General features: G+C 58.3%; 19 protein-coding genes. 13 read left to right on the top strand and 6 right to left on the bottom strand.

Annotated elements, in window-relative coordinates; all coding sequences use genetic code 11:
• Nucleotides 1-129: 129 nt before the first annotated feature.
• The 11 genes from VF684_RS14320 to VF684_RS14270 all read left to right on the top strand — a co-directional run bounded on the left by VF684_RS14320 (nt 130) and on the right by VF684_RS14270 (nt 12,394).
• A complete protein-coding gene (locus VF684_RS14320; RefSeq protein WP_440174316.1) occupies nt 130-1,080 on the top strand; it encodes an AAA family ATPase in 951 nt (316 codons plus the stop codon).
• Entirely contained in the window at nt 1,071-1,973 is a 903-nt protein-coding gene (locus tag VF684_RS14315) for a DUF58 domain-containing protein (protein WP_139441408.1), read from the top strand. Before VF684_RS14320 ends, VF684_RS14315 begins: the two co-directional genes overlap by 10 nt.
• The gene (locus tag VF684_RS14310) at nt 1,958-2,497 is read left to right on the top strand and encodes a DUF4381 domain-containing protein (RefSeq protein WP_139441409.1); all 540 of its coding nucleotides are present in this window, start codon (nt 1,958-1,960) and stop codon (nt 2,495-2,497) included. The genes VF684_RS14315 and VF684_RS14310 overlap by 16 nt, the downstream gene beginning before the upstream one ends.
• Nucleotides 2,494-3,486, top strand: a complete 993-nt coding sequence (locus tag VF684_RS14305; protein WP_279475140.1) for a VWA domain-containing protein — start codon at nt 2,494-2,496, stop codon at nt 3,484-3,486. The genes VF684_RS14310 and VF684_RS14305 overlap by 4 nt, the downstream gene beginning before the upstream one ends.
• Entirely contained in the window at nt 3,477-4,928 is a 1,452-nt protein-coding gene (locus VF684_RS14300; protein WP_279475138.1) for a VWA domain-containing protein, read from the top strand. Before VF684_RS14305 ends, VF684_RS14300 begins: the two co-directional genes overlap by 10 nt.
• Before the next feature lie 20 nt (nt 4,929-4,948).
• Nucleotides 4,949-6,460 (top strand): hypothetical protein, encoded by a 1,512-nt coding sequence (locus tag VF684_RS14295; RefSeq protein WP_279475137.1) that lies wholly within the window; start codon nt 4,949-4,951, stop codon nt 6,458-6,460.
• 13 nt (nt 6,461-6,473) lie between these two features.
• A complete protein-coding gene (locus VF684_RS14290; RefSeq protein ID WP_139441412.1) occupies nt 6,474-7,073 on the top strand; it encodes a sigma-70 family RNA polymerase sigma factor in 600 nt (199 codons plus the stop codon).
• Nucleotides 7,066-7,845, top strand: a complete 780-nt coding sequence (locus tag VF684_RS14285) for a DUF3379 domain-containing protein (RefSeq protein WP_139441413.1) — start codon at nt 7,066-7,068, stop codon at nt 7,843-7,845. Before VF684_RS14290 ends, VF684_RS14285 begins: the two co-directional genes overlap by 8 nt.
• Nucleotides 7,846-8,247: 402 nt before the next feature.
• Nucleotides 8,248-9,534: an outer membrane protein transport protein gene (locus VF684_RS14280; RefSeq protein ID WP_005360328.1), complete on the top strand. Its 1,287-nt coding sequence runs from the start codon at nt 8,248-8,250 to the stop codon at nt 9,532-9,534.
• Nucleotides 9,535-9,786: 252 nt separating this feature from the next.
• The gene (locus tag VF684_RS14275) at nt 9,787-11,055 is read left to right on the top strand and encodes an OmpP1/FadL family transporter (protein ID WP_139441414.1); all 1,269 of its coding nucleotides are present in this window, start codon (nt 9,787-9,789) and stop codon (nt 11,053-11,055) included.
• A 115-nt stretch (nt 11,056-11,170) separates the two neighbouring features.
• A complete protein-coding gene (locus VF684_RS14270) occupies nt 11,171-12,394 on the top strand; it encodes an EAL and HDOD domain-containing protein (RefSeq protein ID WP_139441415.1) in 1,224 nt (407 codons plus the stop codon).
• Here the strand turns inward: VF684_RS14270 and VF684_RS14265 are convergent.
• The gene (locus VF684_RS14265) at nt 12,391-13,566 is read right to left on the bottom strand and encodes a thiolase family protein (RefSeq protein ID WP_139441416.1); all 1,176 of its coding nucleotides are present in this window, start codon (nt 13,564-13,566) and stop codon (nt 12,391-12,393) included. The genes VF684_RS14270 and VF684_RS14265 overlap by 4 nt on opposite strands.
• A 122-nt stretch (nt 13,567-13,688) precedes the next feature.
• Here VF684_RS14265 and VF684_RS14260 point away from each other — a divergent pair, with 122 nt between their 5' ends.
• Entirely contained in the window at nt 13,689-14,081 is a 393-nt protein-coding gene (locus VF684_RS14260; RefSeq protein ID WP_005360322.1) for a MerR family transcriptional regulator, read from the top strand.
• Between the two features lie 106 nt (nt 14,082-14,187).
• Here the strand turns inward: VF684_RS14260 and rplY are convergent, their stop codons facing one another.
• From rplY to VF684_RS14235, 5 genes are all read right to left on the bottom strand, one after another.
• Nucleotides 14,188-14,475, bottom strand: coding sequence for a 50S ribosomal protein L25 (gene rplY, locus VF684_RS14255; RefSeq protein ID WP_005333252.1), 288 nt, complete (start codon nt 14,473-14,475; stop codon nt 14,188-14,190).
• A gap of 116 nt (nt 14,476-14,591) precedes the next feature.
• Nucleotides 14,592-15,479, bottom strand: coding sequence for a hypothetical protein (locus VF684_RS14250; RefSeq protein WP_201913862.1), 888 nt, complete (start codon nt 15,477-15,479; stop codon nt 14,592-14,594).
• A 95-nt stretch (nt 15,480-15,574) separates the two neighbouring features.
• Nucleotides 15,575-19,489, bottom strand: a complete 3,915-nt coding sequence (hrpA, locus tag VF684_RS14245) for an ATP-dependent RNA helicase HrpA (RefSeq protein ID WP_279475136.1) — start codon at nt 19,487-19,489, stop codon at nt 15,575-15,577.
• Nucleotides 19,490-19,729: 240 nt separating this feature from the next.
• Nucleotides 19,730-20,152, bottom strand: a complete 423-nt coding sequence (locus VF684_RS14240; protein WP_005333273.1) for a CBS domain-containing protein — start codon at nt 20,150-20,152, stop codon at nt 19,730-19,732.
• A 120-nt stretch (nt 20,153-20,272) separates the two neighbouring features.
• On the bottom strand, nt 20,273-21,550 hold the full coding sequence (locus VF684_RS14235) for an HD-GYP domain-containing protein (RefSeq protein ID WP_107682909.1): 1,278 nt from the start codon (nt 21,548-21,550) through the stop codon (nt 20,273-20,275).
• A gap of 817 nt (nt 21,551-22,367) precedes the next feature.
• Here VF684_RS14235 and VF684_RS14230 point away from each other — a divergent pair.
• Nucleotides 22,368-22,628 carry a hypothetical protein gene (locus VF684_RS14230; protein WP_234829651.1) on the top strand — a complete coding sequence of 87 codons (261 nt, stop codon included), beginning with the start codon at nt 22,368-22,370 and terminating at the stop codon, nt 22,626-22,628.
• Nucleotides 22,629-22,649 lie beyond the last annotated feature (21 nt).

Here is a 22,649-nt window from a genome sequence, read left to right as displayed (position 1 = left end):
ACAATCCAATCACAAGTTTCATACAGCTGATTGAAACTAAATTAAGCACGGCAAGGCCCCTTTGCTCGCCCTTGGGGAGCAACTGGAGTATAAAAAGATCAACTTCCATAAAAACAACGGGTTTATCGCATGGCAGCGGCGGAGTTCAGAGCGCTTAGGGACTATCTTGGCAGTCAGATCCTGGGGCAGGAGGAGCTAATTGAAGGGCTCCTGATTGCCCTGTTATGTGAAGGACATGTGTTAATCGAAGGGGCCCCCGGTCTTGCCAAAACCCGTGCCGTCAAGGCGCTCGCTGGCGCCGTCGAGGGACGCTTTGCCCGTATCCAGTTTACCCCCGACCTGCTTCCTGCCGATCTCACCGGCAGCGAGGTGTTTCACCCGCAGGATGCCAGTTTTGTTTTCCAGCCCGGCCCCCTCTTCAACCATCTGGTGCTGGCGGACGAGATCAACCGGGCGCCGGCCAAGGTGCAATCTGCACTGCTGGAAGCCATGGCTGAACACCAGATAACCGTGGGCAAAAAGAGCTGGCGGCTGCCACCTCTCTTTATGGTCGCCGCCACCCAGAATCCCATCGAGCAGGAGGGAACCTATCCCCTGCCGGAGGCCCAGCTCGACCGCTTTCTGCTCAAGCTGATGGTGGATTACCCGAGCCCCACGATGGAACTCGCCATCTTGCAGCTCAACGCCAGCGGTGAACAGCTTGGCGCTGCGCCGGTGACCCTGAGTCAGACCACCTTGCAACGTGCCCGCAGCGAAGTGCTGGCGGTTACCATGCAAAGCCGACTGGAGCACTATCTGGTGGAGCTGGTCTGCGCTACCCGCCCGGGCAGCGGCCTGTGCCCGGCTCTTGAACCGCTGATTGCCGTGGGCGCGAGCCCCCGCGCAACGTTGGGGCTGGCTCGCTCCGCCCGCGCCCGCGCCTGGCTTGCCGGACGAGATTATGTGCTGCCGGAAGATATTCAGCTGCAAGCCTATCCGGTGCTGCGCCACCGCCTTATTCTCAGCTATCAGGCACTGGCCGACAATCTGGATAACGATATCCTGATCGCCCAACTGCTGGATCAGGTGCCATGTCCCTAGATCCCAGTCTGCATCCCGATATCGTCCTGTCGCTGCCACGGCTGCTCAGTATCCGGCTCTGGGCCAAGGCCAAGAAGCCGCCTCACGCGGGCAGAAGCACCAGCGAACGCGGCAAAACGGGCCGCTCTCCCGGACTCACGTTTCGGGAGCTGCGCACCTATCAGGCTGGTGACGAGGTACGCCATATCGACTGGCGAGTGACCGCACGCCTCGGCCGTCCCTATACCCGCCTCTATAGCGAGGAGCTCGATCAGGTGCACTGGCTACTACTCGATCTCTCTCCTGCCATGTATTTCGGCTCTACGCTGCAGCTCAAGGCGCGACTGGGATGCGAGCTGGCAGCAGCCCTGATCTGGCAAGGGGAGAAGCAGCACAACACCCTGATCTGCCACGGGCTTATCCCCCATCACCAGAGCCAGCGCGGCAGCGTGCTGCCCCTGCTCGAATCGCTCTGCCATCACTATCAGCAAGGGCTGGCCCGCCGGGAGCTTTCTCACTCACTGGCCGACACCTTGTCCGGCGTGAAGCTGCCTCACGGAGCCAAGCTGACGATCATCACCGATCACAGACCCTGCGAGTCGGCGCTCTGTCAGCAGTTGCAGCTGCTCTCGCGGCGCCACGATATTCACTATTGGCAGATCCGTGACCCCCTCGAGGCAGCCCTTCCTTCTGATGGCCAACTGCCAGTGGCCATTGATCGGCCAGGGCAACACTATCAGGGCTGGCTGGATGGGGGCCATGCCGGTTTTTCCCGCCGCTACCAGCAAGCTGCCGAACAGCAACTGACCCACGGCAAGCAGCAGTTGCTGCCGCTGGTGCAGCGCCTCTATCTGCTCGATAACGGCCAGACGCTGCAACAGCAGTGGCAGGAGGGGTTATGTCATCAGGGATGATCACGCCCGCCGAACTCGACAGCGCCAGTCCCGCCTCCGACGCCATCACTCCGCCGCTGGCCGCCCTGATGCGAGACATCCACCCGGGGCCAGATCTGATTGAACAGAGTCTTGACCCCAGAGTGCAGGCGCTATTGTGGCTATTGATCACAGGTCTATTGCTGCTGCTGATCATCCTGATTGCCCGCAGGGTGATACGTTACCGCCGCTGGTGTCGTCAGCTGGAGGGAGATCCGGCGCTGCTGGTGGCACGCATACAGGAGGCCCTGCGTCATGAAGCACTGCAACGCTGGCCCGAGGCGCGCCAGTTACAGGGAGAGGCTTGGCTCGCCTTCGTCGATCGTCACGGCGGCAGCGATTTCAGCCAGTTCTCGTCTCACTGGAGCAGTTGGCTCTATGGCAGCCAGAACCCGAGCAGTGAGCAGAGCGAACAGCTTCGGCAACATTATCGCCGCTGGGGTAAGAGCCTCTTCTTGCAACGCTCCACCCGCCCAAGGCGTAAAGCCGCACGGAGGCATTCATGACCCTTGCCTGGCCTTGGTTTGCGCTGGCACTGGTGCTGCCCTTGCTGGTGCGCTTCAGCTTGCCACCCTTGCGCCGCGGCTATCTTGCTCACCCCGGGTTTGCGCTGCTGCGCCCCCACGCCGGATTGCCGCTCTGGCGCGCCATGCTGCTCTGGTGCGCCCTTATCCTCGCCCTCTGCCGCCCCCAGTGGTGGGGGGAACCGGTGATCCAATATGAAGGGAGTCGGGATCTGCTGCTGGCAGTGGATCTGTCAGACAGCATGCGCACCCCTGATATGCTCGATAACGGCGAGCAGCAAGCGCGGCTGACGGCGGTGCGTCAGCAGATCAAAACGCTGATCGCCAAACGGGCCGGAGACAGGGTGGGCCTCATCGTCTTTGCCGATCACGCCTACCTGCTCTCTCCCCTCACTCAGGAGATCCCGGCGCTGTTGACCTTGAGCCACGAGCTCGATTTTGATCTGGTCGGCCGAACCACCGCCCTTGGCGAAGCCATTCAGCTGGCACGTCAGCATGGGGATATGGGTCGCCCCACCGCCCTGCTGCTGGTCACTGATGGCCGCAATACCGCAGGCAATGCCGACCCGCTGCAGGAGGCCAAACTCGCCGCAGCGCAGGGAATACGGATCTACACGCTGGGGGTCGGGGCCGATCCCGATACCTTTATCCAACCCTACGATGAGGCGGGCAGCGGTCAGGCCGATCCCAGCAGCGAACTGGACGAGCCGCTCCTGAAAGAGCTGGCACAGACAGGCCAGGGACGTTACTTTCGGGCACGCACCCAAAGCGATCTCGATACCATCAACTCGACTCTCAATGCCCTTGAACCTGCCCCCATGCCGATTGCCCAGTACCAGCCGGTGATCGAGCTCTACCCCTGGCCGTTGGCACTGCTTTGTGGCTTGCTGCTTCTGCCATCAGGGCACGGCAGACTGAAGTTTCGCATGGTGCGTAACTGGCTGGTACGAGGCATGCGCAGATGGAACTGATCTTGCTCCGCCCCCTGTGGCTGATCGCACTCATCCCCTGGCTCTGGCAAGGGTGGCACCGTCGTCGCCAGCCCCCGCTGCTCGCACCTGCGATGCAGGCTTATCTGCTGCCAGCATCCCGTCCTCAACGTCCCTGGCTCTGGCTGGCAACCCTGCCCGTCATTTTGGCCCTGAGTGGACCGGCACTGCGCGGTGAGCTGCAACAGCAGCCTGCAGCACCGCTAGATATCTGGCTACTGGACTTGTCACGCTCGATGACCGCCACCGATCTCAAACCGGATCGGGCAACCCGGGTCAGATGGCAATTACAGCAGCTGCTGAGCCGCGCCAAGGGCGAGCGCATTGCGCTGATCCTCTACGCAGGTGACGCCTACCTCGCCATGCCGCCCACCCGAGATCATCAAGCCCTTTCGCTGCTACTGCCCGACTTGCGCCCCGATATCATGCCGTTGCAGGGCAGCAACCCGGCACGGGCGGTGGAACTTGCCATGAAGCAGCTGGCCCCTGGAGAACAAGCGCGTCTGCTGCTGGTCACCGACGACCTCACCCGGAATCAGATGACCCAAATCGCCGCCCTGTGGCCCTGCCAGCAACGCCTTCTTTGCCGCGACACCCAGTCGGCACGCCTCGATATTCTGCTTGCCAGCAGCGGTCAACCGGCCCCCATGCCCGCCATTCCGGCCAATGAGTTGGGGTTTGCCACCCGTATGCCCGCGCAGTTGCCCGCCCCCGATAGTCAGGCCATTGCCGCCCTGGCCAATCGCCTCGGTGGTGAGCTGCAGTGGCTTGGCAACGACGTCCCCCGCTTTGCCCCCCTCCCCACCACGACCTCGGCCCTCACCCCGGCACCACTGGATCTTGGCCCCTGGTTGCTGATCCCCTTGTTACCACTGGCCTTGCTGGCCAGAGTCGGCGCCCGGTTGATGATAGCGCTGATGGTGGGAGCTCAGCTGCTTGCGCCGCAAGATCTGCAAGCCGCAGAGAAGGGAGATCTGCAAGCGATGCAGGCTTATCAAGAAGGGGATTTTCAGCGGGCTGCCCATACCTTCAACGATCCAGTCTGGCGCGGCAACGCCTGGTATCGGGCCGGAGCCTACCGGCAAGCCATCGCAGCCTATCAGGAAGCGACGAGCGCCACCGCCCACTACAACCGCGGCAATGCCCTGCTGCAACTGGGGGAGTTTGCGGCCGCCAAAGAGGCCTATCTGGCCGCTCTGGCACTTGAACCCGGCCATGAAGATGCGCTCTATAACCTCTCTCTGTTACAGGGCGCAGCGGCGGCTGCTCCCGATACCAGCAACAGCAAGCAACCCGAACCATCGGCTGCTCAGCAGGCGACGGCAATGCCCCTGCCTCCCTCGCCACCCGTATTGCTGCTGGAACAGCGGCTGCGCAAAGAGGCGCTGCGCCGGGACCTGATCAAAGTGGAGGAGCCCTGGTGACGCGGGCAGGATGGGGACTGTTGCTCGCACTCGCGAGTCCACTTTGCTGGGCCTTGCCCCCTCGGGCAGAGCTGCTACCCGGGGCCGAACCCAGCGATTGGCTGCTGATCATCGAAGCGGATGGTGAGCGCCAGAGCAGCGAGCTGGAGATCACCCCCCTACTGCGCCAGTTTGCAGTGGGCAGAGTGACCATGAGCCGGGTCACCACCCCGGTACAACAACTGACTCGCTGGCAGATCCCGCTGCACCAGAGCGACTCACCCGCTAATACAAAGGTGGTGATTGCCCCGCTCAAGCTCGGAAATGAGTTCACTCCCTCGCTCACCCTGCCATTGAGAGAGGTGAAAACAGCGGCGCTGCCGCAACCCGCAGCCCCCTCGCCCCTCGAGATGCAGGCCAGCCTTGATCATCAGGGCCCGCTCTATCCCGGCCAGCCGGTGATCTACCGGCTGACACTGTGGCTGCCCACCAGTATGCAAAACCCGGCGCTGAGCGAACTCAGCTCTGCTAACTTCACCATCCGTCGCCTCGGTAGCGACGAGTGGATCGCCCCCGCTCAGGCTGGTCTACCCGGCCGGCTCACCCGCAGCTGGCTCGTTCAGGCAAAAGCGCCTGGGCTCTGGCACCTCGACTCGCCCCGCTTGCAGGGGCAGCTCACGCAGCAGGGGGGCAAGCCGCAACGGCTCTCGGCCCGTGCGGCACCGCTAGAGGTGAGGGTCGACAAAGCCCCCGCCACGCCGGTGGCCACCCGGCTGACCCTGAGCCAGCGGCTTGAACCGGCCACCATGGGGGAAGTGGGTGAACCGCTGATCCGGATCCTCACCCTGACCATGGAGAATGGTGACAGCGGCCAGATACAGCTTGCCCCCCTGATGGACCATCAACTGCCAAGCGGCATACAGGCACATCCCGATGGCGAGCAACAGCAGGAGCGTTACCGAGATGGCAAGCTGCTGTTTGAGCGACAGTGGCGCCAGACTCTGGTTGCGGATCAGAGCGGCGACTATCAGCTCCCCCCCATTGATCTGCCCTGGTTTAATACCCAAAGCGGCCGGATTGAACAGGCCAGCCTGCCCGCCATTACGCTGACGTTTCAGGCAACGACAAATCGGCAACCTGATCAGCAGACATCGCAGGTGGCACTGCGAGAGAGCCTTTGGTGGGTCGTGCTTGCCATAACGCTGCGTACGCTATGGCGCAACGGGCCCCGCTGGCGCGCCTTCTATCGACTGCAACGTGCCCTTGCCCAACACCAGCCGGATGCCAGTCGCAAGGCGCTGATCAAGTGGGCGACCTTGCGCTGGCAGGTCTCCTATTATCAATTAGGCCAGTTGCCTGACGCTGGGCATAATCGGGTCGGCAACGCGCTCGCCGCACTCGAGCGAGCCTGTTTTGCACGGCCCTCTTCTGCCCCCCCCATCGAGTGGCGCGCTCTGGCGCGTACCCTCAGGGCTGATGAAACCGCCGGTATTGCGTACCTGATTTACCTGCTGGCGCACGGGAGTTACCGCTCCCGCCGCCACGCCCCCTGACAAGGATTGCCCTATGGCACTGCTGTTTTTTAGAAAAAAACGTGCTCAGCAGCATATTGGTGGAAATGATCCGGCCACTTCGCCGGTCTCTGATCCCATGGCTGACAAACAAACCAAATTTGAAGCACTGGTTCATGCACTACATGGCGATCTCTACCGGTATGCCTACTGGCTGACCAGGGATCCCAACGTAGCGGAAGATCTGGTGCAAGAGACCTTCCTTCGTGGCTGGAAGGCTATCGACACCCTGCAGGATGACAAGGCGGCCAAGGGGTGGCTGATCACCATCCTCAGACGGGAGAACGCCCGCCGCTTTGAACGTAAACAGCTGGAGCTGGTGGATCTCGACGATCACCCTCAACCCCAGCACGATGCGCTGCACAGCGAGCAGGAGATGGAGAACGAGTGGTTGCACCGTCACATCGCCCGGTTACCCGAGGAGTACCAGGAGCCACTGCTGCTGCAAGTCGTGGGAGGATTCAGTGGTGAGGAGATTGCCGAGATGCTCGGCCTCAACAAGAACACCGTTATGACCCGCCTGTTTCGCGCCCGCAACCAGATCAAGGAGGCGATGGAGCAGAAGAACCAAGCAAGAGGACACGGACATGGATGAACTCGAATTTCGCCGCAACGCCATGATCCAGCCCAACGATCAACAACCGGACTTTCTCAGAACCGCTGACGCCAGCCAGGCCAATCGGAACTATCTCGACGAGATGAAGCAGTTCGACAGAACCCTCAAGCGCGCCATGCAGGTAGAGGTCCCCGCCGGACTGGCCGAGCGGATCCTGCTCAGGCAAGCCATGCTGCATGACAGTGACGCGCCAGATGATATGCCGCCATCCCGCCCCCTTGGCACGGCGCCGGTCAAGATCCGGACATCAACATCCTGGCGCCAGATCGCCCTGGCTGCATCGGTCGCCTTCCTGCTGGGAATGAGCACCCGCTGGATCACGCTGCCAGAAACGGCTCCTGCGGCCCTCTCCCTCGCACAGGTGGCGATGGCTCATGTCTATGGCGAAGAACCCTTTATTGAAGGTGTCGATGAGCAGGTCAATCTGCATAACATCAATGCCAAGATGGAGAAGTATGGCGCCACCTTAAGCGGGATGGATGGGCTCAAGGTGACCTATGTCAATCACTGCTCGTTTTATCAGGGACCGGCCTTGCACATGGTGATCCAGGGAAAGATGGGGCCAGTCACCCTCTTTTTAGTGCCCAAACATGTTCCATTAACCCTGCAACAGGCCACCTTTGAAGATGGCACCCTCAAAGGGGAGATACTCCAGCTCAAAGGCGCCAATATGGTACTGATTGGCGAGATGAAAGAGCCACTTGCCCCCGTTGCCAACGCCCTGCAGTCACGTCTGCAGTGGGACATTTAACATCGCTGGTTAACAACCTCAGATCCATCCTCAATAGCAGGTGGCGGTCACGAGCCGCTGCCTGTTTTCCCCCTGATTGCTCCTCTTTGTCACTCATTTGCCTCAAGATTTCGAAAAATTGACAAAATTATTTTTGTGACGGAGATCGGCAATCCAGGTCAATATTCCGCCTTTAGACCGTGAAAATGATGAATTAAACAGCAAGTTAAAACAAATGATTAACACATCGATCACTTTTATGTATTCTGCTGTCACTGGTCTGATTTCTTACCTCCTACCAGATCCATAGAATCACGCCAGAATTGATTGGGAAGAAGCTGAAATAAAAACGGATTTTGTCGAGGTTTGCATTGAACGTGCAGCCAATATCGGCAAAAAAATCTGCCTACAAGAGAGAACACCATGACGACAACTATTTTCAAGAAGAGCCTGATTGCCGCCACCATCGCGCTGGCCACCGGTCAAGTCCATGCTGCGGCATTCCAGTTGAACGAGCACTCGGCCTCCGGTCTGGGTCGCGCCTATGCCGGTGAAGCGGCTATCGCCGACAACGCCTCTGTTCTGGCCCGTAACCCGGCCGCCATGACCACCTTCGACAAGATGGCAGTTTCTGTCTCCGGCACCTACATCAAACCGGATGTCGATGTGGATGGTGCTGTTTACGCTGGCGCGAACAAAATGGCTCCAGCCAGCGAAAGTGGTATTGCTCCGGCAGCCTTCGTTCCCGCCTCCTACTTTATTCAGCCGCTGAATGACCAGTGGGCTTGGGGTATTGGCATCTTCTCCAACTACGGTCTCTCCACCGAATACTCCAAAACCTTCCCAGCTGGTGCCGGTGCTGGCGATACCGAGTTGATGACCTTCAATATCAACCCGAACATTGCCTATCGTGTCAACGAACACTTCAGTGTCGGTGCCGGTATCAACGCCGTTTACGGTGCCGCCGAACTCAACCGCTATGCCGGTCTGCTGGGCCCACTGAACCCACCTAGCCAAGGTGGCCCGCTGCCGACAGATACTCGTCTGGCTCACCTTAAAGGCGACACCTGGGGCTTTGGCTGGAACGTTGGTACCCTGTATGAAGTCAATGAAAACCATCGCTTCGCACTGACCTACCGTTCACAAGTCGATATGAGCTTTGATGGTGATTTCCAAGGCGCAAGCTCACTGAATCGCACAGTGGATGGCAACCTGAAGCTGGATCTGCCTGCACAAGCCGAGTTCGCCGGTTACCATCGCCTGAGCCCGCAGTTTGCTGTTCATTACTCTGTAAACTGGACTGACTGGAGCGCCTTCCAGGAGCTGAAAGCAACCAGCAGCCAATGTGCTGGCGGCGTATGTCTGCAAAAAGATGAGAAGTTTAAAGACTCTACCCGCTACTCCATCGGCGGTACCTGGTATATCAACCCGGCATGGGAAGCTCGCATGGGCTTTGCCTATGACAACACCCCGATCGAAGCTGACTACCGCAGCCTGAGCATTCCCGACTCAGACCGTATCTGGTACAGCGCCGGTGCCACCTACCATATCAACACCGATATGAGCGTTGACTTTGGTATGGCTTATCTGGACGGTAAAGAAGTTGACGTCAACGAAGGTCTGCGTAGCCACTCCGACAGCCTGCGTTGGAAAGGTACTTCCCACGGCAACGCCTTCCTGGCTTCTGCCCAGTTCAACATGAAGTTCTGATTATTGATAGAATTGAAAGAGCGCCGTCAGGCGCTCTTTTTTTATCCGAAAAAACCATCTCGGCGCACACATGTAGCACACACGTGTTTATTTTTCTTTTCTAATCAATCTATTAGAGTGCATCATTCCAGCATTTAATCTTGTTTTATCCTGATACTGGCCATTACCGTTGCCTTACTGGTCATACCATATAAAATCCTGCCTCCATTCATATGACCGATTGAACCTTCGGGTAACAGCAAGGATTTTGCCATGCATCCCATCATCAAACCGTCCGCCATCGCCCTGCTGGTGATCGCGGGTCAGACTCATGCCGCCGGGTTCCAGCTGGCTGAACAGTCCACTACAGGCCTGGGACGCGCCTTTGCCGGTGAGGCCGCCATCGCGGATAACGCCAGTGTGCTCTCCCGCAATGCAGCAGCCATGACCCGCTTCGATCAGATGGCGCTCTCTGGCGGAGTCATCTATGTCAGTCCTGACGTCAATATTGAAGGCAACACCCGCTTGCCGACCAAAGCCGGTATCGTCACCTCCGATGCCAGTGCACACGATATCGCCGCCGCAGCCTGGGTACCCAACGCCTATCTCATCATTCCACTCAATGAGCAGTGGCGACTAGGCTTCTCGGCAACCTCTTACTACGGCCTTGGCGTCAAGATGCCGGATAACTACAGCGCGGGACACTTTGGCAATGTCTCCGATATCAAGACCATGGATCTGGGTACCTCACTCGCCTATCGCATCAATGAGATGTGGTCAATTGGTGCCGGGATCTCTGCTATTCAGGGCGAAGGCGAAGTCGGTGGCACCTTCCCTTCTCGCAACCTGATCGCAAAACATTTGCAAGGGGATGGCTGGGCATGGGGCTGGAATGTCGGCACCTTGCTGGAGTTGTCCGAACAAACCAGAATTGGCCTATCCTACCGTCACGATGTCACTTTGACCCTCTCGGGAGATGCTATCGTGGGCCGACCCAATGCAGATGGCTCCGTTACCGAGATCAGAGATACCGGCAGTCTGGATCTGCCGTTGCCCGCGACGGCAGAGTTGGCGGCATTCCATCAGCTGACTGACAAGCTGGCTATCCACGGCAGCCTGAACTGGACCAACTGGAGCGAATTCGTTCAGTTGGAAGCTGATCTCAACAATTTGCAGAACATGCACATCAAGGACGAGCACTGGGAAGATAGCTGGCGCTACGCCATCGGTATGACCTATCAGGTCACTCCCAAGTGGCAACTGCGCTCCGGTGTGGCCTATGACGCCAGCCCGGTGCCAGCCGATCGTCGTACCATCTCCATCCCGGATGCCGATCGGCTCTGGTACAGCCTGGGAATGGGGTATCAGTTCACGCCCAACCTGACCGTGGATCTGGGGCTGACCCTGATCGATGGCAAAAAGGTGGATGTCACTGAAAAAATGGAGCTGCAACCGGGTAATCCGATGACGACCTCCACCTTCCAGGGCACTTCCGAAGGTGATGCCTGGCTGGCTGGTGCACAATTGAGCTATCTCTTCTAAATACCTTCCCTGCAAAAAACGCTATGCCAATTATTGCCTTACTCAATAAGGTGAACACTGGCATAGTGTTCTGCAACACCATAAAATCAACCCAGTACCTTTACTGGAGCAAGGCATGTATTCCTACGTAGCAAGACAGCCGATCCTCGACAGAGACCTCAAAACTCATGCCTATGAGCTGCTCTTTCGCGATAGTCTGAATAATGTCTTCCCGAGCATCTCCTCCCAGCAGGCGACGTCACGCCTGGTGGTCGAACAGTTCCTGCAACAAAATATCGATCAGCTCTTGGGCGGCCGCCCCTGCTTTATCAACTTCCCCCACTCACTGCTGCTGGAGGGATTGGCAGAGTGCCTGCCGCCCGAAAAAGTGGTGATTGAGATCCTGGAAGATTCCACACCGGATGATGCCCTGCTGGAAAAGGTGAAACAGTTGCACAAGCTGGGATATCAACTGGCACTCGATGACTTCACCATGTCGCCGGATTGGGAGCGCTTCCTCCCCTTTATCCACATCATCAAGTTTGATCTTCGTGCCACCCCCCTGATGCAGATCAAGGTGTTTATCCAGCGGCATCAAACGCTGGGGCTCACCTATCTGGCGGAAAAAGTAGAGGACAAGGCGGAGTTCGAGCGGGTCAAACAGCTGGGGATCCAGCTGTTCCAGGGCTTTTTCTTCAGCAGACCCGAGATGGTCAAGCAAGCCACCATGGAGCCAGCGCAAGTCGTGGTGATGCAGTTGCTCAACGTGGTCAACGAGGCAGAGCCTGATATCAACAAGATTGAGCAGCTGCTCGGTCAGGATATCTCCCTTTCCCTCAAGCTGTTGCGCTATGTCAACCATCTCAAAGGTCACACCAACCCTATTTCGTCATTTCGCCAGGCTGCCATCTATCTGGGCAACACCCAGTTAAAGCGCTTTGTCTCGCTGGTAGCCGCGACCAGCGCCGGCAAGGGCAAGAGCGCCGAGCTCTACCAGATGTCGATGATCCGAGCCCGATTCTGTGAACTGCTGGCCCACGCCCACGCCCCGAGCCAGCAGGCACAACAGGCCTTTATCACCGGTCTCTTCTCCCTGCTGGATGTACTGATGGAGCAGCCGATGGACAAGCTGCTCGGCACTATCCCTCTTATCGACGATATTCGGCTGGCGCTGCTGGAACGCAAAGGCAATCTGGGTTTCTACCTCGCGTTTTGTGAAGATTACGAGAGCGCCAACTGGTCACGGGTCACGGCCAGAACAGCCCGCCTGGGGCTGAGCGAGGATAAGGTGAGTCACCTCTATCTGGCCGCCACCACCTGGGTCACGGAACAACTGCTGGCGATGGAAGCCACCAATTAATTCGCCTCATCATTCACTTCGACCGCGATAGCGGTCGCCTCCCCGCCCCCGATACAGAGCGCGGCTACGCCTCGCCGCAGACCCCGTTGCCGCAGCGCGGCGATCAGCGTCACCAGAATGCGCGCGCCACTCGCCCCCAACGGATGACCGAGTGCACAGGCCCCACCATGCACATTGACCTTGTGATGAGGGATGCCGACCCCGCTCATGGCCAGCATGGTGACCATGGCGAAGGCCTCGTTGATCTCGAATAGATCCACCTCTTCCACCGACCATGCCAGACGCGCCAGCAAGCGTGAAATGGCGCCAATGGGCGCAGAGGTAAATTCGGCGGGCAATGCCGCGTGGCTCTGATAACCGACGATCCGTGCCAGCACTGGTACCTGCAAGGCTTGCGCCGTGGCGCCATCCATCAATATCAGCGCCGCCGCACCGTCCGAGATGGAGCTTGAATTGGCCGCCGTAATAGTGCCTTCCTTGCCAAACGCTGGCTTCAGGGTAGGGATCTTCTCCGGTCTGCCCTTGCTGGGCTGCTCGTCTTCGGCCAGCAACAAGCGATCACCGCGATAGACACTTGCCAGCTCGGATGCAAACGCGCCGGCTTGCTGCGCATCGCGCGCACGCTGCAACGACGCAAGAGCAAACTCATCCATGGCACTGCGGGTCAAACCGGCCTGATCGGCGCTGCGCTGGGCATGTATCCCCATCAGCTGGCCATCATAGGCATCTTGCAAACCGTCGAGGAATAGGTGGTCCAGCACCTTTTGATGCCCCATCCGAAAGCCGTTGCGGGCATTATCCAGCAGATAGGGGGCACGGCTCATACTCTCCACCCCCCCCGCGACCACTACCCTGTTGTCACCAAGGCGGATGGTATCCGCCGCCAGCATCACTGCTTTCATGCCGGATCCGCACACCTTGTTGACCGTGGTAGCAGGCACACTATCTGGCAACCCTGCTTTCAACAACGCCTGCCGGGCTGGCGCTTGCCCCACGCCCGCCGCCAGCACATTGCCCATAAACACTTCATCGACCTGCTCCGGACGCAGCCCGCTTTGTTGCAGTGCCGCCTCAATGGCACAGGCACCCAACTCAGGCGCAGTGACCTCTGCCAATGCCCCCTGAAACGCCCCCATCGGAGTCCGTTTTGCCGCCACAATTGCAATATCCATTTGCCTGCCTCTGTTTGTTACATGGCCATAACATAGGGGTTCTGACGCGATGGAACAAGAGTTGCAGTGCAGTTTACGTTTAGGTAAGGTGCAGACAGGATTTAGTTCGCCAAGAAGTCTGTATGAACAACAAGGATGAAGGACGGCGCTTCAGCATCAGTGAGCTGGCCCGGGAATTTGATATTACGACGCGCAGTATCCGTTTCTACGAGGATCAGGGGTTGCTCAATCCCGCCCGAGAGGGACAAACCCGCATTTACAGCAAGCAGGATCGGGTTCGCCTCAAGCTCACCCTGCGCGGCAAGCGGCTCGGGTTCAGCCTCGCCGAGATCCGCGAGTTGTTTGATCTCTATGATGCCGACAAGAGCAGCCGCACCCAGTTACAAACCATGCTGGGACTGGTTGAGGAGAAACGGGAGACACTTCAACAGCAGATGGAAGATATCAGGATGGTGCTGCTGGAGCTGGATGCTGCCGAGCAGCGCTGCCAACAGGCCCTTAGCCAGCTGGGATAACCAGCTTGCTGGGCTGACAAGGTAGCTCTTTCAGCCCGATCACAAGATGCCAGATAGCAAAAAGCCACTCCTGAGAGTGGCTTTTCTTCGACCTGACGGTTCGCTATTAAACGCGAACGAAGTCCAGGTGGATCAGCTTGTAACGTACCGGGTGACGCTGGATAGCTTTCACTTTTACGTTAACTTCCTCACCGTTGATAACCAGAGTCAGTACAGACTCATAGAATTCCGGCTTCTCTTGAGCCAGGATCATTTTCTTGTGGTCAACAGTGATGGACAGGGCTTCTTTGCCTGCACCGTAAACGATGGCAGGAACTTGGTCAGCTTGACGCAGGCGGCGGCTCGCACCTTTCCCCAGGTCAGAACGGACTTCAGCTTGGAATACGAAAGACATAGTATGTATCTCTTTTGGATGAATTTATGGTGCTAACTGCGACCGGTCAGCACCTCGCAAAACGAGCGCGAATACTACCACGGGCCAAATTCGGATACAAGGTACCGACTCTGCATTTAGCGCCCCTGCTCCAACCGGGCGAATTGCTGCTGACGCTGGGCCGGGCTCAGGGCATCAAACCGCGCCAGGGTCTCGGCGCGCGGGCAGTAGAGTCCTTCCCCCGTTCTGACCCGAATGCTCTTGCCAAGCCGCGGCTGATTCTCTGCCACCAGCGCCAGCAAATAGCTGTAGGTATCGGCTCCCCGGGCACTGGATAACTGGTTGGCAATGCGCCACAGGGTCTCCCCTGCTGCGACCTGATGACACACGGTTTGTGAACCGCCGGCCGCAGGAGCCGAGAGGGTAAGCATGGCGTCACCGCCTGCGGATAAGCTAGCCGTGTGGCTGGCGAGCGCCATATCGGCGCTCGCTACTCCCTCATCTCCTTTAGCACCACTCATCCCCGCAGTGCGAAAGGTCGCCCCCAGCTGAGCGAGCAGAGGTTCGCTCTCGTCGGGGTCGCTGGGTATATCAACACCACCGAACGCCTCTTGGGGTGTACGGAACTCGGCGATAAAGGGCGCGACAGGTTGCGCGTGATAATCAGGGGAACCACTCCCCTGCTGCACGATTGCACCAGCCGCAACAGCCTGCCCGGGGACGACCCCGTAAGCCATCTCGTCGATGCGCCGCAGCCTTGCCAGATAGGTTTTGGAGAGCTGCGCCTCCCCCTCGAACAGATCAAAGGGAGGCACCAGCCGGGCTGGAAAGAGGATCTGCCAGCGACCCTGCTTCTGCTTTTGGGCCAGCGGCGGAAACTGATTGCCACGCCAAGCCACAAACATCGCAGGCGGCGTGCGAGCCAGCGGGTAATATTCCGGGTTCAACTGCACCCAGGTTTGTTCCGCGATGGGTTGATAACCGCTGATCACCACCTGCGCCACACTCAACCAGATCCCCAGCATCCTTGCCTCCCTGATTTGCGGTTTGAAGGGGCTACCTGACCGGCAACCCCTTCTCATCACCCGCTATCATGCTGTTAAAACAGTTAGATAGCAGCTTAGCACTGAGCGATGGCGTTAAGCACCCGTTTATCGGAGACCGGATAAGGGGTCCCCAGATTCTGGGCAAAGAACGACACTCGCAACTCCTCGATCATCCAGCGAATATTAGCCACCTCGGTGGGAATAAGCTGGGATTTGGGGATCTTGGCCAGCAGCGCCTTGTACTCCGACTCCACGCTGTGCACTTTGAGCATGTAGACCCGATCCCGGTTGGGATCGATAGCCAGCTTCTCCAGGCGACGCTCGATGGCCCGCAGATAACGCAGCAAATCAGGCAACCGCTGCCAGCCGGTCTCGGTGACAAAGCCCTTGTGGATAAGGTTGCCCAACTGCTGCTGGATGTCGGACATGGCAAAGGCGGTGTCGAGCTGCATCTTCCCCTTGAGCCGTTTCTTGATCTCATGGGAGAGGGTCAGCACGGCTTCCACCTGCTTGGCCACTTCCACTACCGCATCGTTGAGCTCGGCGCGAACATACTCCTTGAGCGCCTCGAAACCGGCCTCGTCCCAAGCCATGCCGCCGTGCTGCTCGATCAGCTTGTCGCAGCCACAGGCGATGCAGTCGTCAATCAGCTCCGCCACCTTGCCAAACGGGTTGAAATAGAGCCCCAGCTTGGCCTTGTTGGGCAGCTTCTCCTGCAGATACTTGATGGGAGATGGCACGTTGAGCAGCACCAGCCGGCGCTGACCGGCCCACATCAGCTGCTGCTGCACCACCGGACTCTCCACCAGCTGGATGGCGACCGAATCCTTCTCGTCCACCAACGCCGGATAGGCTTTCACCTCGAAGCCGCCGCGCTTCTGGCTGTACTCCTGCGGCAGCTCGCCAAAGCTCCACAGGGTGAGGCCGGACTGCTCGATGTCATCATCCGCCACTTGCGACAGGGTCTCCTGCACCTTGCCACGCAGCGACTCTTTCAATGCCTCCAGGTCTTTCCCTTCCGCCACTTTCTTGTGTTTGTCGTCCACCACCCGGAAGGTGAGTTTCAGGTGATCGGGCACCGAATTCCAGTCCCAGGATTCGCGGGGCACGGTCACGCCGGTCATGCGGCGAAGTTGGCGCTCCATCTCGTCCAAGAGCGCCCCCTGCTCGGGGTTGATGCTGGCAAGCAGCGCATCGGCATAGTTTGGCGCTGGCACGAAGTTTTTGCGCATCGGCTTTGGCATCGACTTGATAAGGGCCACCAACAGCTCGTGGCGCAGCCCCGGGATCAGCCACTCGAACCCCTTCACCTCCACCTGATTCAGGAGCGGCAGCGGAATATGCAGGGTCACGCCATCGGCGGCCTCCCCCGGCTCGAACTGATAGGTCAACTTGAGCTTGAGGCGCCCCTGCTGCCAGAAGTTGGGGTAATCGAGATCGCTGATGTGGGCCGCATCCTCCTTCATCAGCATCTCTTTTTCGAAGTTGAGCAGCTCGGGGTCCTGCTTTTGCGCCTCTTTCCACCACTTGTCGAAGTGACGGGCAGAGATCACCTCCTCCGGCAAACGGGCATCGTAGAAGCGGAACAAGTCCTCATCATCCACCAGAATGTCGCGCCGACGGGATTTGTGCTCCAGCGCCTCCACCTCGGCCAGGAGCTTGCGGTTATCGCTGAAGAAACGGTGGCGGGTCTCGAAATCCCCCTCCACCAAGGCGCTGCGGATAAAGAGCTCGCGGCACAGCGCCGGATCGATACGGCTGAAGTTGATGGTGCGCTCGTTGACCAGGGTCAGACCATAGAGGGTCACCTTCTCCTTGGCCATCACGGCGCCGTTTTTCTTCGACCAGTGAGGGTCGCTGTGGTGCAGCTTGATGAGGTGGCCTGCCAGCGGCTCCACCCACTCGGGCTCAATTTTGGCGTTGATACGGGCGTAGAGACGCGAGGTCTCCACCAATTCTGCGGCCATCACCCACTTGGGCGGCTTCTTGAACAGACCCGAGGCCGGGAAGAGGTGGAAACGGCCATTGCGAGCACCGAGGAACTCGGGCTTTTCCAAATCCTTGTTGCCGATATGGCTCAAGAGGCCGGTCAACAGCGCGCAATGCACCGTCTTGAAATCTGCCGGTTCATGGTTGGCTTTAAAACCAAGCTCCTTGACCGTCTGACGCAGCTGGAAGTGAATGTCCTGCCATTCGCGCACCCGCAGGTAGGAGAGAAACTCCTTCTGGCACATGCGGCGGAACGGATTGCTGCCAAGGGTATCCTGCTGCTCTTTCAGGTAATTCCACAGATTGACGAAGGCGAGGAAGTCGGAATCCTTGTCCTCAAAGCGTCTGTGCTGCTCATCGGCAGCCTGCTTCTTCTCCATGGGCCGCTCGCGGGGATCCTGAATGCTGAGGGCGGCGGTGATCACCATCACCTCGCTCAGGCAGCCGGTCTGCGCCGCGCTGATCACCATCTTCGCCAGACGCGGATCAAGGGGGATGCGCGAGAGCTGGCGACCGGTCTCGGTCAGCTGCAGCTTGGCTTCGCGATCGCCGGTGGCTGGTAACTCGCGCACCGCCTCCAGCTCTTTCAAGAGAGTCAGACCGTCCTTGATATGGCGCGACTCGGGTGGCTCGACGAAGGGGAACGCCTCCATATTGCCAAGGCCGAGCGCCAGCATCTGCAGGATGACGGATGCCAGGTTGGTGCGCAGGATCTCGGGGTCGGTAAAGGCGGGACGGCCGTTGAAATCCTCCTCCGAGTAGAGACGGATACAGATACCGTCTGCCACCCGGCCGCAACGCCCTTTACGCTGGTTGGCGCTGGCCTGGGAGACCGGCTCGATGGGCAGGCGCTGCACCTTGGTACGCCAGGAGTAGCGGCTGATACGGGCGGTGCCCGGATCGATGACGTAGCGAATGCCCGGCACCGTCAGCGAGGTCTCCGCCACGTTGGTGGCAAGCACGATGCGCCGTCCGGTGTGTTGCTGGAATACCTTGTTCTGCTCGGCGTTGGAGAGGCGGGCGTAGAGCGGCAGCACCTCGGTATCGCGAAGATTGAGCTTGCGCAGGGCATCGGCGGTATCGCGGATCTCCCGCTCGCCGTTCATGAAAATGAGGATGTCCCCCAGCCCCTCGCGAGCCAGCTCTTCCACCGCATCGAAGATGCCCTGCAGTTCGTCGCGCTCTTCCAGCCCTTCGCTCTTGTCACTGCTTTTTTTATCAACAAATAGTGGACGGTAGCGCACCTCCACCGGATAAGTGCGGCCGGAGACCTCGATCACCGGCGCCTTGTTGAAATGGCGGGAGAAACGTTGCGGGTCGATAGTGGCCGAGGTGATGATCACCTTGAGATCCGGGCGTTTTGGTAGCAGCTGTTTGAGATAGCCCAGAATGAAGTCGATATTGAGGCTGCGCTCGTGGGCCTCATCGATGATGATGGTATCGTACTGGGTCAGCATCCGGTCATTCTGGATCTCCGCCAGCAGGATACCGTCGGTCATCAGCTTGATGTGGGTCTGCTCGCTCACCTGATCGGTAAAGCGCACCTTGTAACCCACGTAGTGGCCAAGCTCGGACTCCATCTCCTCGGCAATTCGGGCCGCCACGGTGCGGGCCGCCAGACGGCGCGGCTGGGTGTGGCCGATAAAACCCTTGACCCCACGCCCGAGCGCCAGACAGATCTTGGGGATCTGGGTGGTTTTGCCCGAGCCAGTTTCCCCTGCAATGATCACCACTTGATGTTCTTGAATGGCCTTGGCGATCTCCGCCTGCTTCTGGCTGACCGGCAGGTTGTCCGGATAGGTGACCTTGGGCACTCCGGCCAGACGGGTTTGATAACGCGCTTGCGCGGCATCCAGATCGGCAGCGATGGTCTCCAGCACGGCGGCCTGTTTGCCTTCAGGCAGCTTTTTGACCCCGTGCAGACGGCTGGAAAGGCGGCGGGCGTCGAGGTTCATGCAGGCAGAGAGACGGCGGCGCAGCGCCTCGATAGAGAGAGACAAGGTACGAATTCCTTAAATAGGTGCCCAGAGGGGCCATATCGATAAGCTGGGAGCGATCCTAAAGAGCGAGCGGGGGCGGTGCAAGCCTTAACGTAGCGTTATACATGGGAAGACTGAGAGATTAGCTGATCCTCAAACATGACAAAACAATCATTGTAAGATGGCATAACACGAATAAATCGCAGCATATGAAATAGCCAAGGCAAGCCGAAGCTTGCCTTGGGAGAGAGGAAAACAGGGTTAACCGTGGGTGTGATGGACAAAACAGGTAGTGAGCTGGGCGTGAATGGCCTGCATGACGTTGTGGCGATTGATGACCCCGAGCAGACGCCCCTCCTCCACTACCGGATAGATCTTCGGCTTTTGCCCCATCATCATCTCCGCCAGACTCAAAATGCTGGTATCGGGACCCACCGACAACACCTCCTTGCGCATCACATCCTTGACCTGCGCCACCTGTTCGCAGTGATAGGCCTCCTTAAGCAGCACTGCGATGCAATCCTGCTCGGAGATCCAGCCAATCAGATGGCCCTGCCCATCCACCACAGGGCCACCGAGCTGATGACTGTTCAGAAATTTCTCGACCGCAGCTTGTACCATCATGTCGGCAGTGAAGGTGATGGGTCTGCTCTGCATATAATCCTTGGCTTTTAGCGATTCCATATCTGCTCCCCTACGGTAGTCCATCAAGCTGGCGTCTTGTGCGCCGGTACCGGCACCATGCTCGGCTTGTTCCAAGCATAGCTGGCTCGCGGCAGTATGAGTCAGCGGCCAGCCTCTCCCTCAATTGGTGGCATGATCCGGCTCGCGATCCGGAATGGCTGCCATCATCATCTGCGGCAGGTGATCGGCCAGCACCGCCACCACAGCGGGATCGACCCGCCCCTGATCCGCCAGTTGCTGCATAAAGGTCAATGCGTCACGGGCAGGCAGACCGCGGCGATAAGGTCTGTCCTGCACCATTGCCTGAAAAATATCGGCGACCCGCAGGATCCGCGCTTCGAGCGCCATGGCGGATGCCGGCAGGTGGAACGGATAGCCCTCCCCATCAGGCTCCTCATGGTGATAGGCCGCCCAACAGGCAATCTCTTCAAACCCTTCGATATGGCGCAGGATCTGGTAAGTCTCGAAGCTGTGGGTATTGATGATGGCCCGCTCCTCTTTCGTCAGGCTGGCAGGCTTGTCGAGGATCTCGTCCGGCACCCTGAGCTTGCCCAGATCATGCAGCAAACCGGCGATCTCCAGCATGTCACAATGGATGGCACTGACTCCCATCTGCTCGGCCAATGCCCGAGACAACCTGCTCACACCGAGTGAATGCGTCATCGTGAATGGGCTTTTGGCGTCAACAATGCCGGAGAAGATCTGCGCCAGCGCTTTAAGCTCCCCGTTGAAGGTCAGGCAAGGCTCCCGCACCTGCAGCATCTCCAGCATGTAATCATTGATGGAGCGGGCTTCCAGCTGCAGCCAGAATGCCTCAGAGCGAGACGCCTTGAGGAAGGCATCCACCAGCTCGGGGGCAAAGAACTCGTCACGGAAATCCTGCAGGCGTGCGCGGATCTCGTGGGTATGCATCAACAATGAACCATCGCCATAGTAGGGCGCCGCCAACGCATCGCAGCGATCCACCAGAAAGATAAGGTTGGCCTGACGGGCCACATTGGGGTCCACATCGGCCATCTCACGCAACAGATGCCAGTGGGTGTGGTGATAACGGATAGGCAAGGCCAGTGGGGCCAGCAAACGGAAATCCTTGAGCAGCTGATATCCCACCTCGCAGTGGCGCTGGGAGGACTCCCAATCGAACTCGCTGACCAGATGATGATGGGTGATGGTCGAGGAGACACCGATATCATGCAGCACTCCGAGCTCGAACAGCAGACAGCGTTCGGCCTCACTCATCCCCAGCTCCCGGCTGCACTCGGCAGCCATAATCCCGACCCGTTTACCGTGGGCCACATCGCCAATGCCCACCAGATCCAGCGAGGCTGATAGGGCATACACCACCTGCCTTAGATCCACTTGCAACGAAAAGGGGGCTGTGCCCTGCGCTCTGTCCATGATCCGGGTCCCATGCGATGTTGTCGTATCAAACTGGCGCTGTTTTATGCTTCGCCTTCTATCAACTTAGTCAATAGCCGAGCCTTTTACCTTGTTTTTATAGGCATTTATGAACCTGCGCACCTTGAAAAGACAAAGATCACAGCTGGATTTATTTGTCCACTCCCATTCAAGTCATATTTATCCATTCAAAAATATGCAAGTAGACTTTTTAAATCTCGCGTAGAGATTGTGAGCAATTTTAAAACTCATATCTGAACGAAACAATCAACACCTCCACTTTACTTAATTATGACTTAATCAGAATTAAAGAGTGCTCGGTTTGCCAGTAAGAATTTTGAATAAAGGCACACCACAACCCTCATAACTGCCACCATCCCCAAATTAATTAACCAAACTGTGAACTCCATCACCCATTTATTCGCCTTGTCGCCATCGATAGCGGTAGACACCTCACGCTTTCTGGATACAGCTTCCCATGCTCGCTCGAGCCCACCCGATAGCCTGCGACCGAAAGGTTGGAGAAGAAATATCGGATAACCAGCGGTTATATTCGCTATAAGGCGACAAGGATAAACGGGATTTATAGAGTGAAACTGTTGAAAGCTGATTTCCAAGCGGCGGTTAACTCGGGCTATTCAGGTCATATCACTCTTTGCTGGTCATAACGACAGCGATAAAGGGGAATGTGCCCATCCGGGTATTCCATCCCCTCCAACAGCCTGCATGGGATGATATTTCCACCGCGTTAAACGCACGCTGCTTTCATCGCCCATTTTGTGTACCAATTCACATCAGATTAGGAGTGGAGCCAATAATGGCCATTCAAATAAACAAAATAGCCATGAGCCTTGCCTTAATGGCCACCGCTGGTAGTGCCACAGCAGCCGCCAAGCCCAATATTCTTGCCATCATGGGCGATGACATCGGCTACTGGAACATCAGTGCCTACAACCAGGGGATGATGGGCTACCAGACCCCGAACCTGGACAGGATCGCCAATGAGGGTCCTCTTAACCGGTCACTACAGATATCACTAAACAATCATCATATCCTGAGAGATAGATTGGCCTTATAGTCCCGGTGTGCCAGACAGAAG

Source organism: Aeromonas sp. Lyrl_2 (assembly GCF_051948815.1).
GTDB lineage: Bacteria > Pseudomonadota > Gammaproteobacteria > Enterobacterales > Aeromonadaceae > Aeromonas > Aeromonas veronii.
This window is presented reverse-complemented; position numbering and strand designations above follow the sequence as displayed.

Excerpts from the sequence above, each read along its gene's own strand:
- VF684_RS14320 (WP_440174316.1), top strand. The coding sequence starts at position 130 with ATGGCAGCGGCGGAGTTCAGAGCGCTTAGGGACTATCTTGGCAGTCAG.
- VF684_RS14315 (WP_139441408.1), top strand. The coding sequence starts at position 1,071 with ATGTCCCTAGATCCCAGTCTGCATCCCGATATCGTCCTGTCGCTGCCA.
- VF684_RS14310 (WP_139441409.1), top strand. The coding sequence starts at position 1,958 with ATGTCATCAGGGATGATCACGCCCGCCGAACTCGACAGCGCCAGTCCC.
- VF684_RS14305 (WP_279475140.1), top strand. The coding sequence starts at position 2,494 with ATGACCCTTGCCTGGCCTTGGTTTGCGCTGGCACTGGTGCTGCCCTTG.
- VF684_RS14300 (WP_279475138.1), top strand. The coding sequence starts at position 3,477 with ATGGAACTGATCTTGCTCCGCCCCCTGTGGCTGATCGCACTCATCCCC.
- VF684_RS14290 (WP_139441412.1), top strand. The coding sequence starts at position 6,474 with ATGGCACTGCTGTTTTTTAGAAAAAAACGTGCTCAGCAGCATATTGGT.
- VF684_RS14285 (WP_139441413.1), top strand. The coding sequence starts at position 7,066 with ATGGATGAACTCGAATTTCGCCGCAACGCCATGATCCAGCCCAACGAT.
- VF684_RS14280 (WP_005360328.1), top strand. The coding sequence starts at position 8,248 with ATGACGACAACTATTTTCAAGAAGAGCCTGATTGCCGCCACCATCGCG.
- VF684_RS14275 (WP_139441414.1), top strand. The coding sequence starts at position 9,787 with ATGCATCCCATCATCAAACCGTCCGCCATCGCCCTGCTGGTGATCGCG.
- VF684_RS14270 (WP_139441415.1), top strand. The coding sequence starts at position 11,171 with ATGTATTCCTACGTAGCAAGACAGCCGATCCTCGACAGAGACCTCAAA.
- VF684_RS14265 (WP_139441416.1), bottom strand. The coding sequence starts at position 13,566 with ATGGATATTGCAATTGTGGCGGCAAAACGGACTCCGATGGGGGCGTTT.
- VF684_RS14260 (WP_005360322.1), top strand. The coding sequence starts at position 13,689 with ATGAACAACAAGGATGAAGGACGGCGCTTCAGCATCAGTGAGCTGGCC.
- rplY (WP_005333252.1), bottom strand. The coding sequence starts at position 14,475 with ATGTCTTTCGTATTCCAAGCTGAAGTCCGTTCTGACCTGGGGAAAGGT.
- VF684_RS14250 (WP_201913862.1), bottom strand. The coding sequence starts at position 15,479 with ATGCTGGGGATCTGGTTGAGTGTGGCGCAGGTGGTGATCAGCGGTTAT.
- VF684_RS14240 (WP_005333273.1), bottom strand. The coding sequence starts at position 20,152 with ATGGAATCGCTAAAAGCCAAGGATTATATGCAGAGCAGACCCATCACC.
- VF684_RS14235 (WP_107682909.1), bottom strand. The coding sequence starts at position 21,550 with ATGGACAGAGCGCAGGGCACAGCCCCCTTTTCGTTGCAAGTGGATCTA.
- VF684_RS14230 (WP_234829651.1), top strand. The coding sequence starts at position 22,368 with ATGGCCATTCAAATAAACAAAATAGCCATGAGCCTTGCCTTAATGGCC.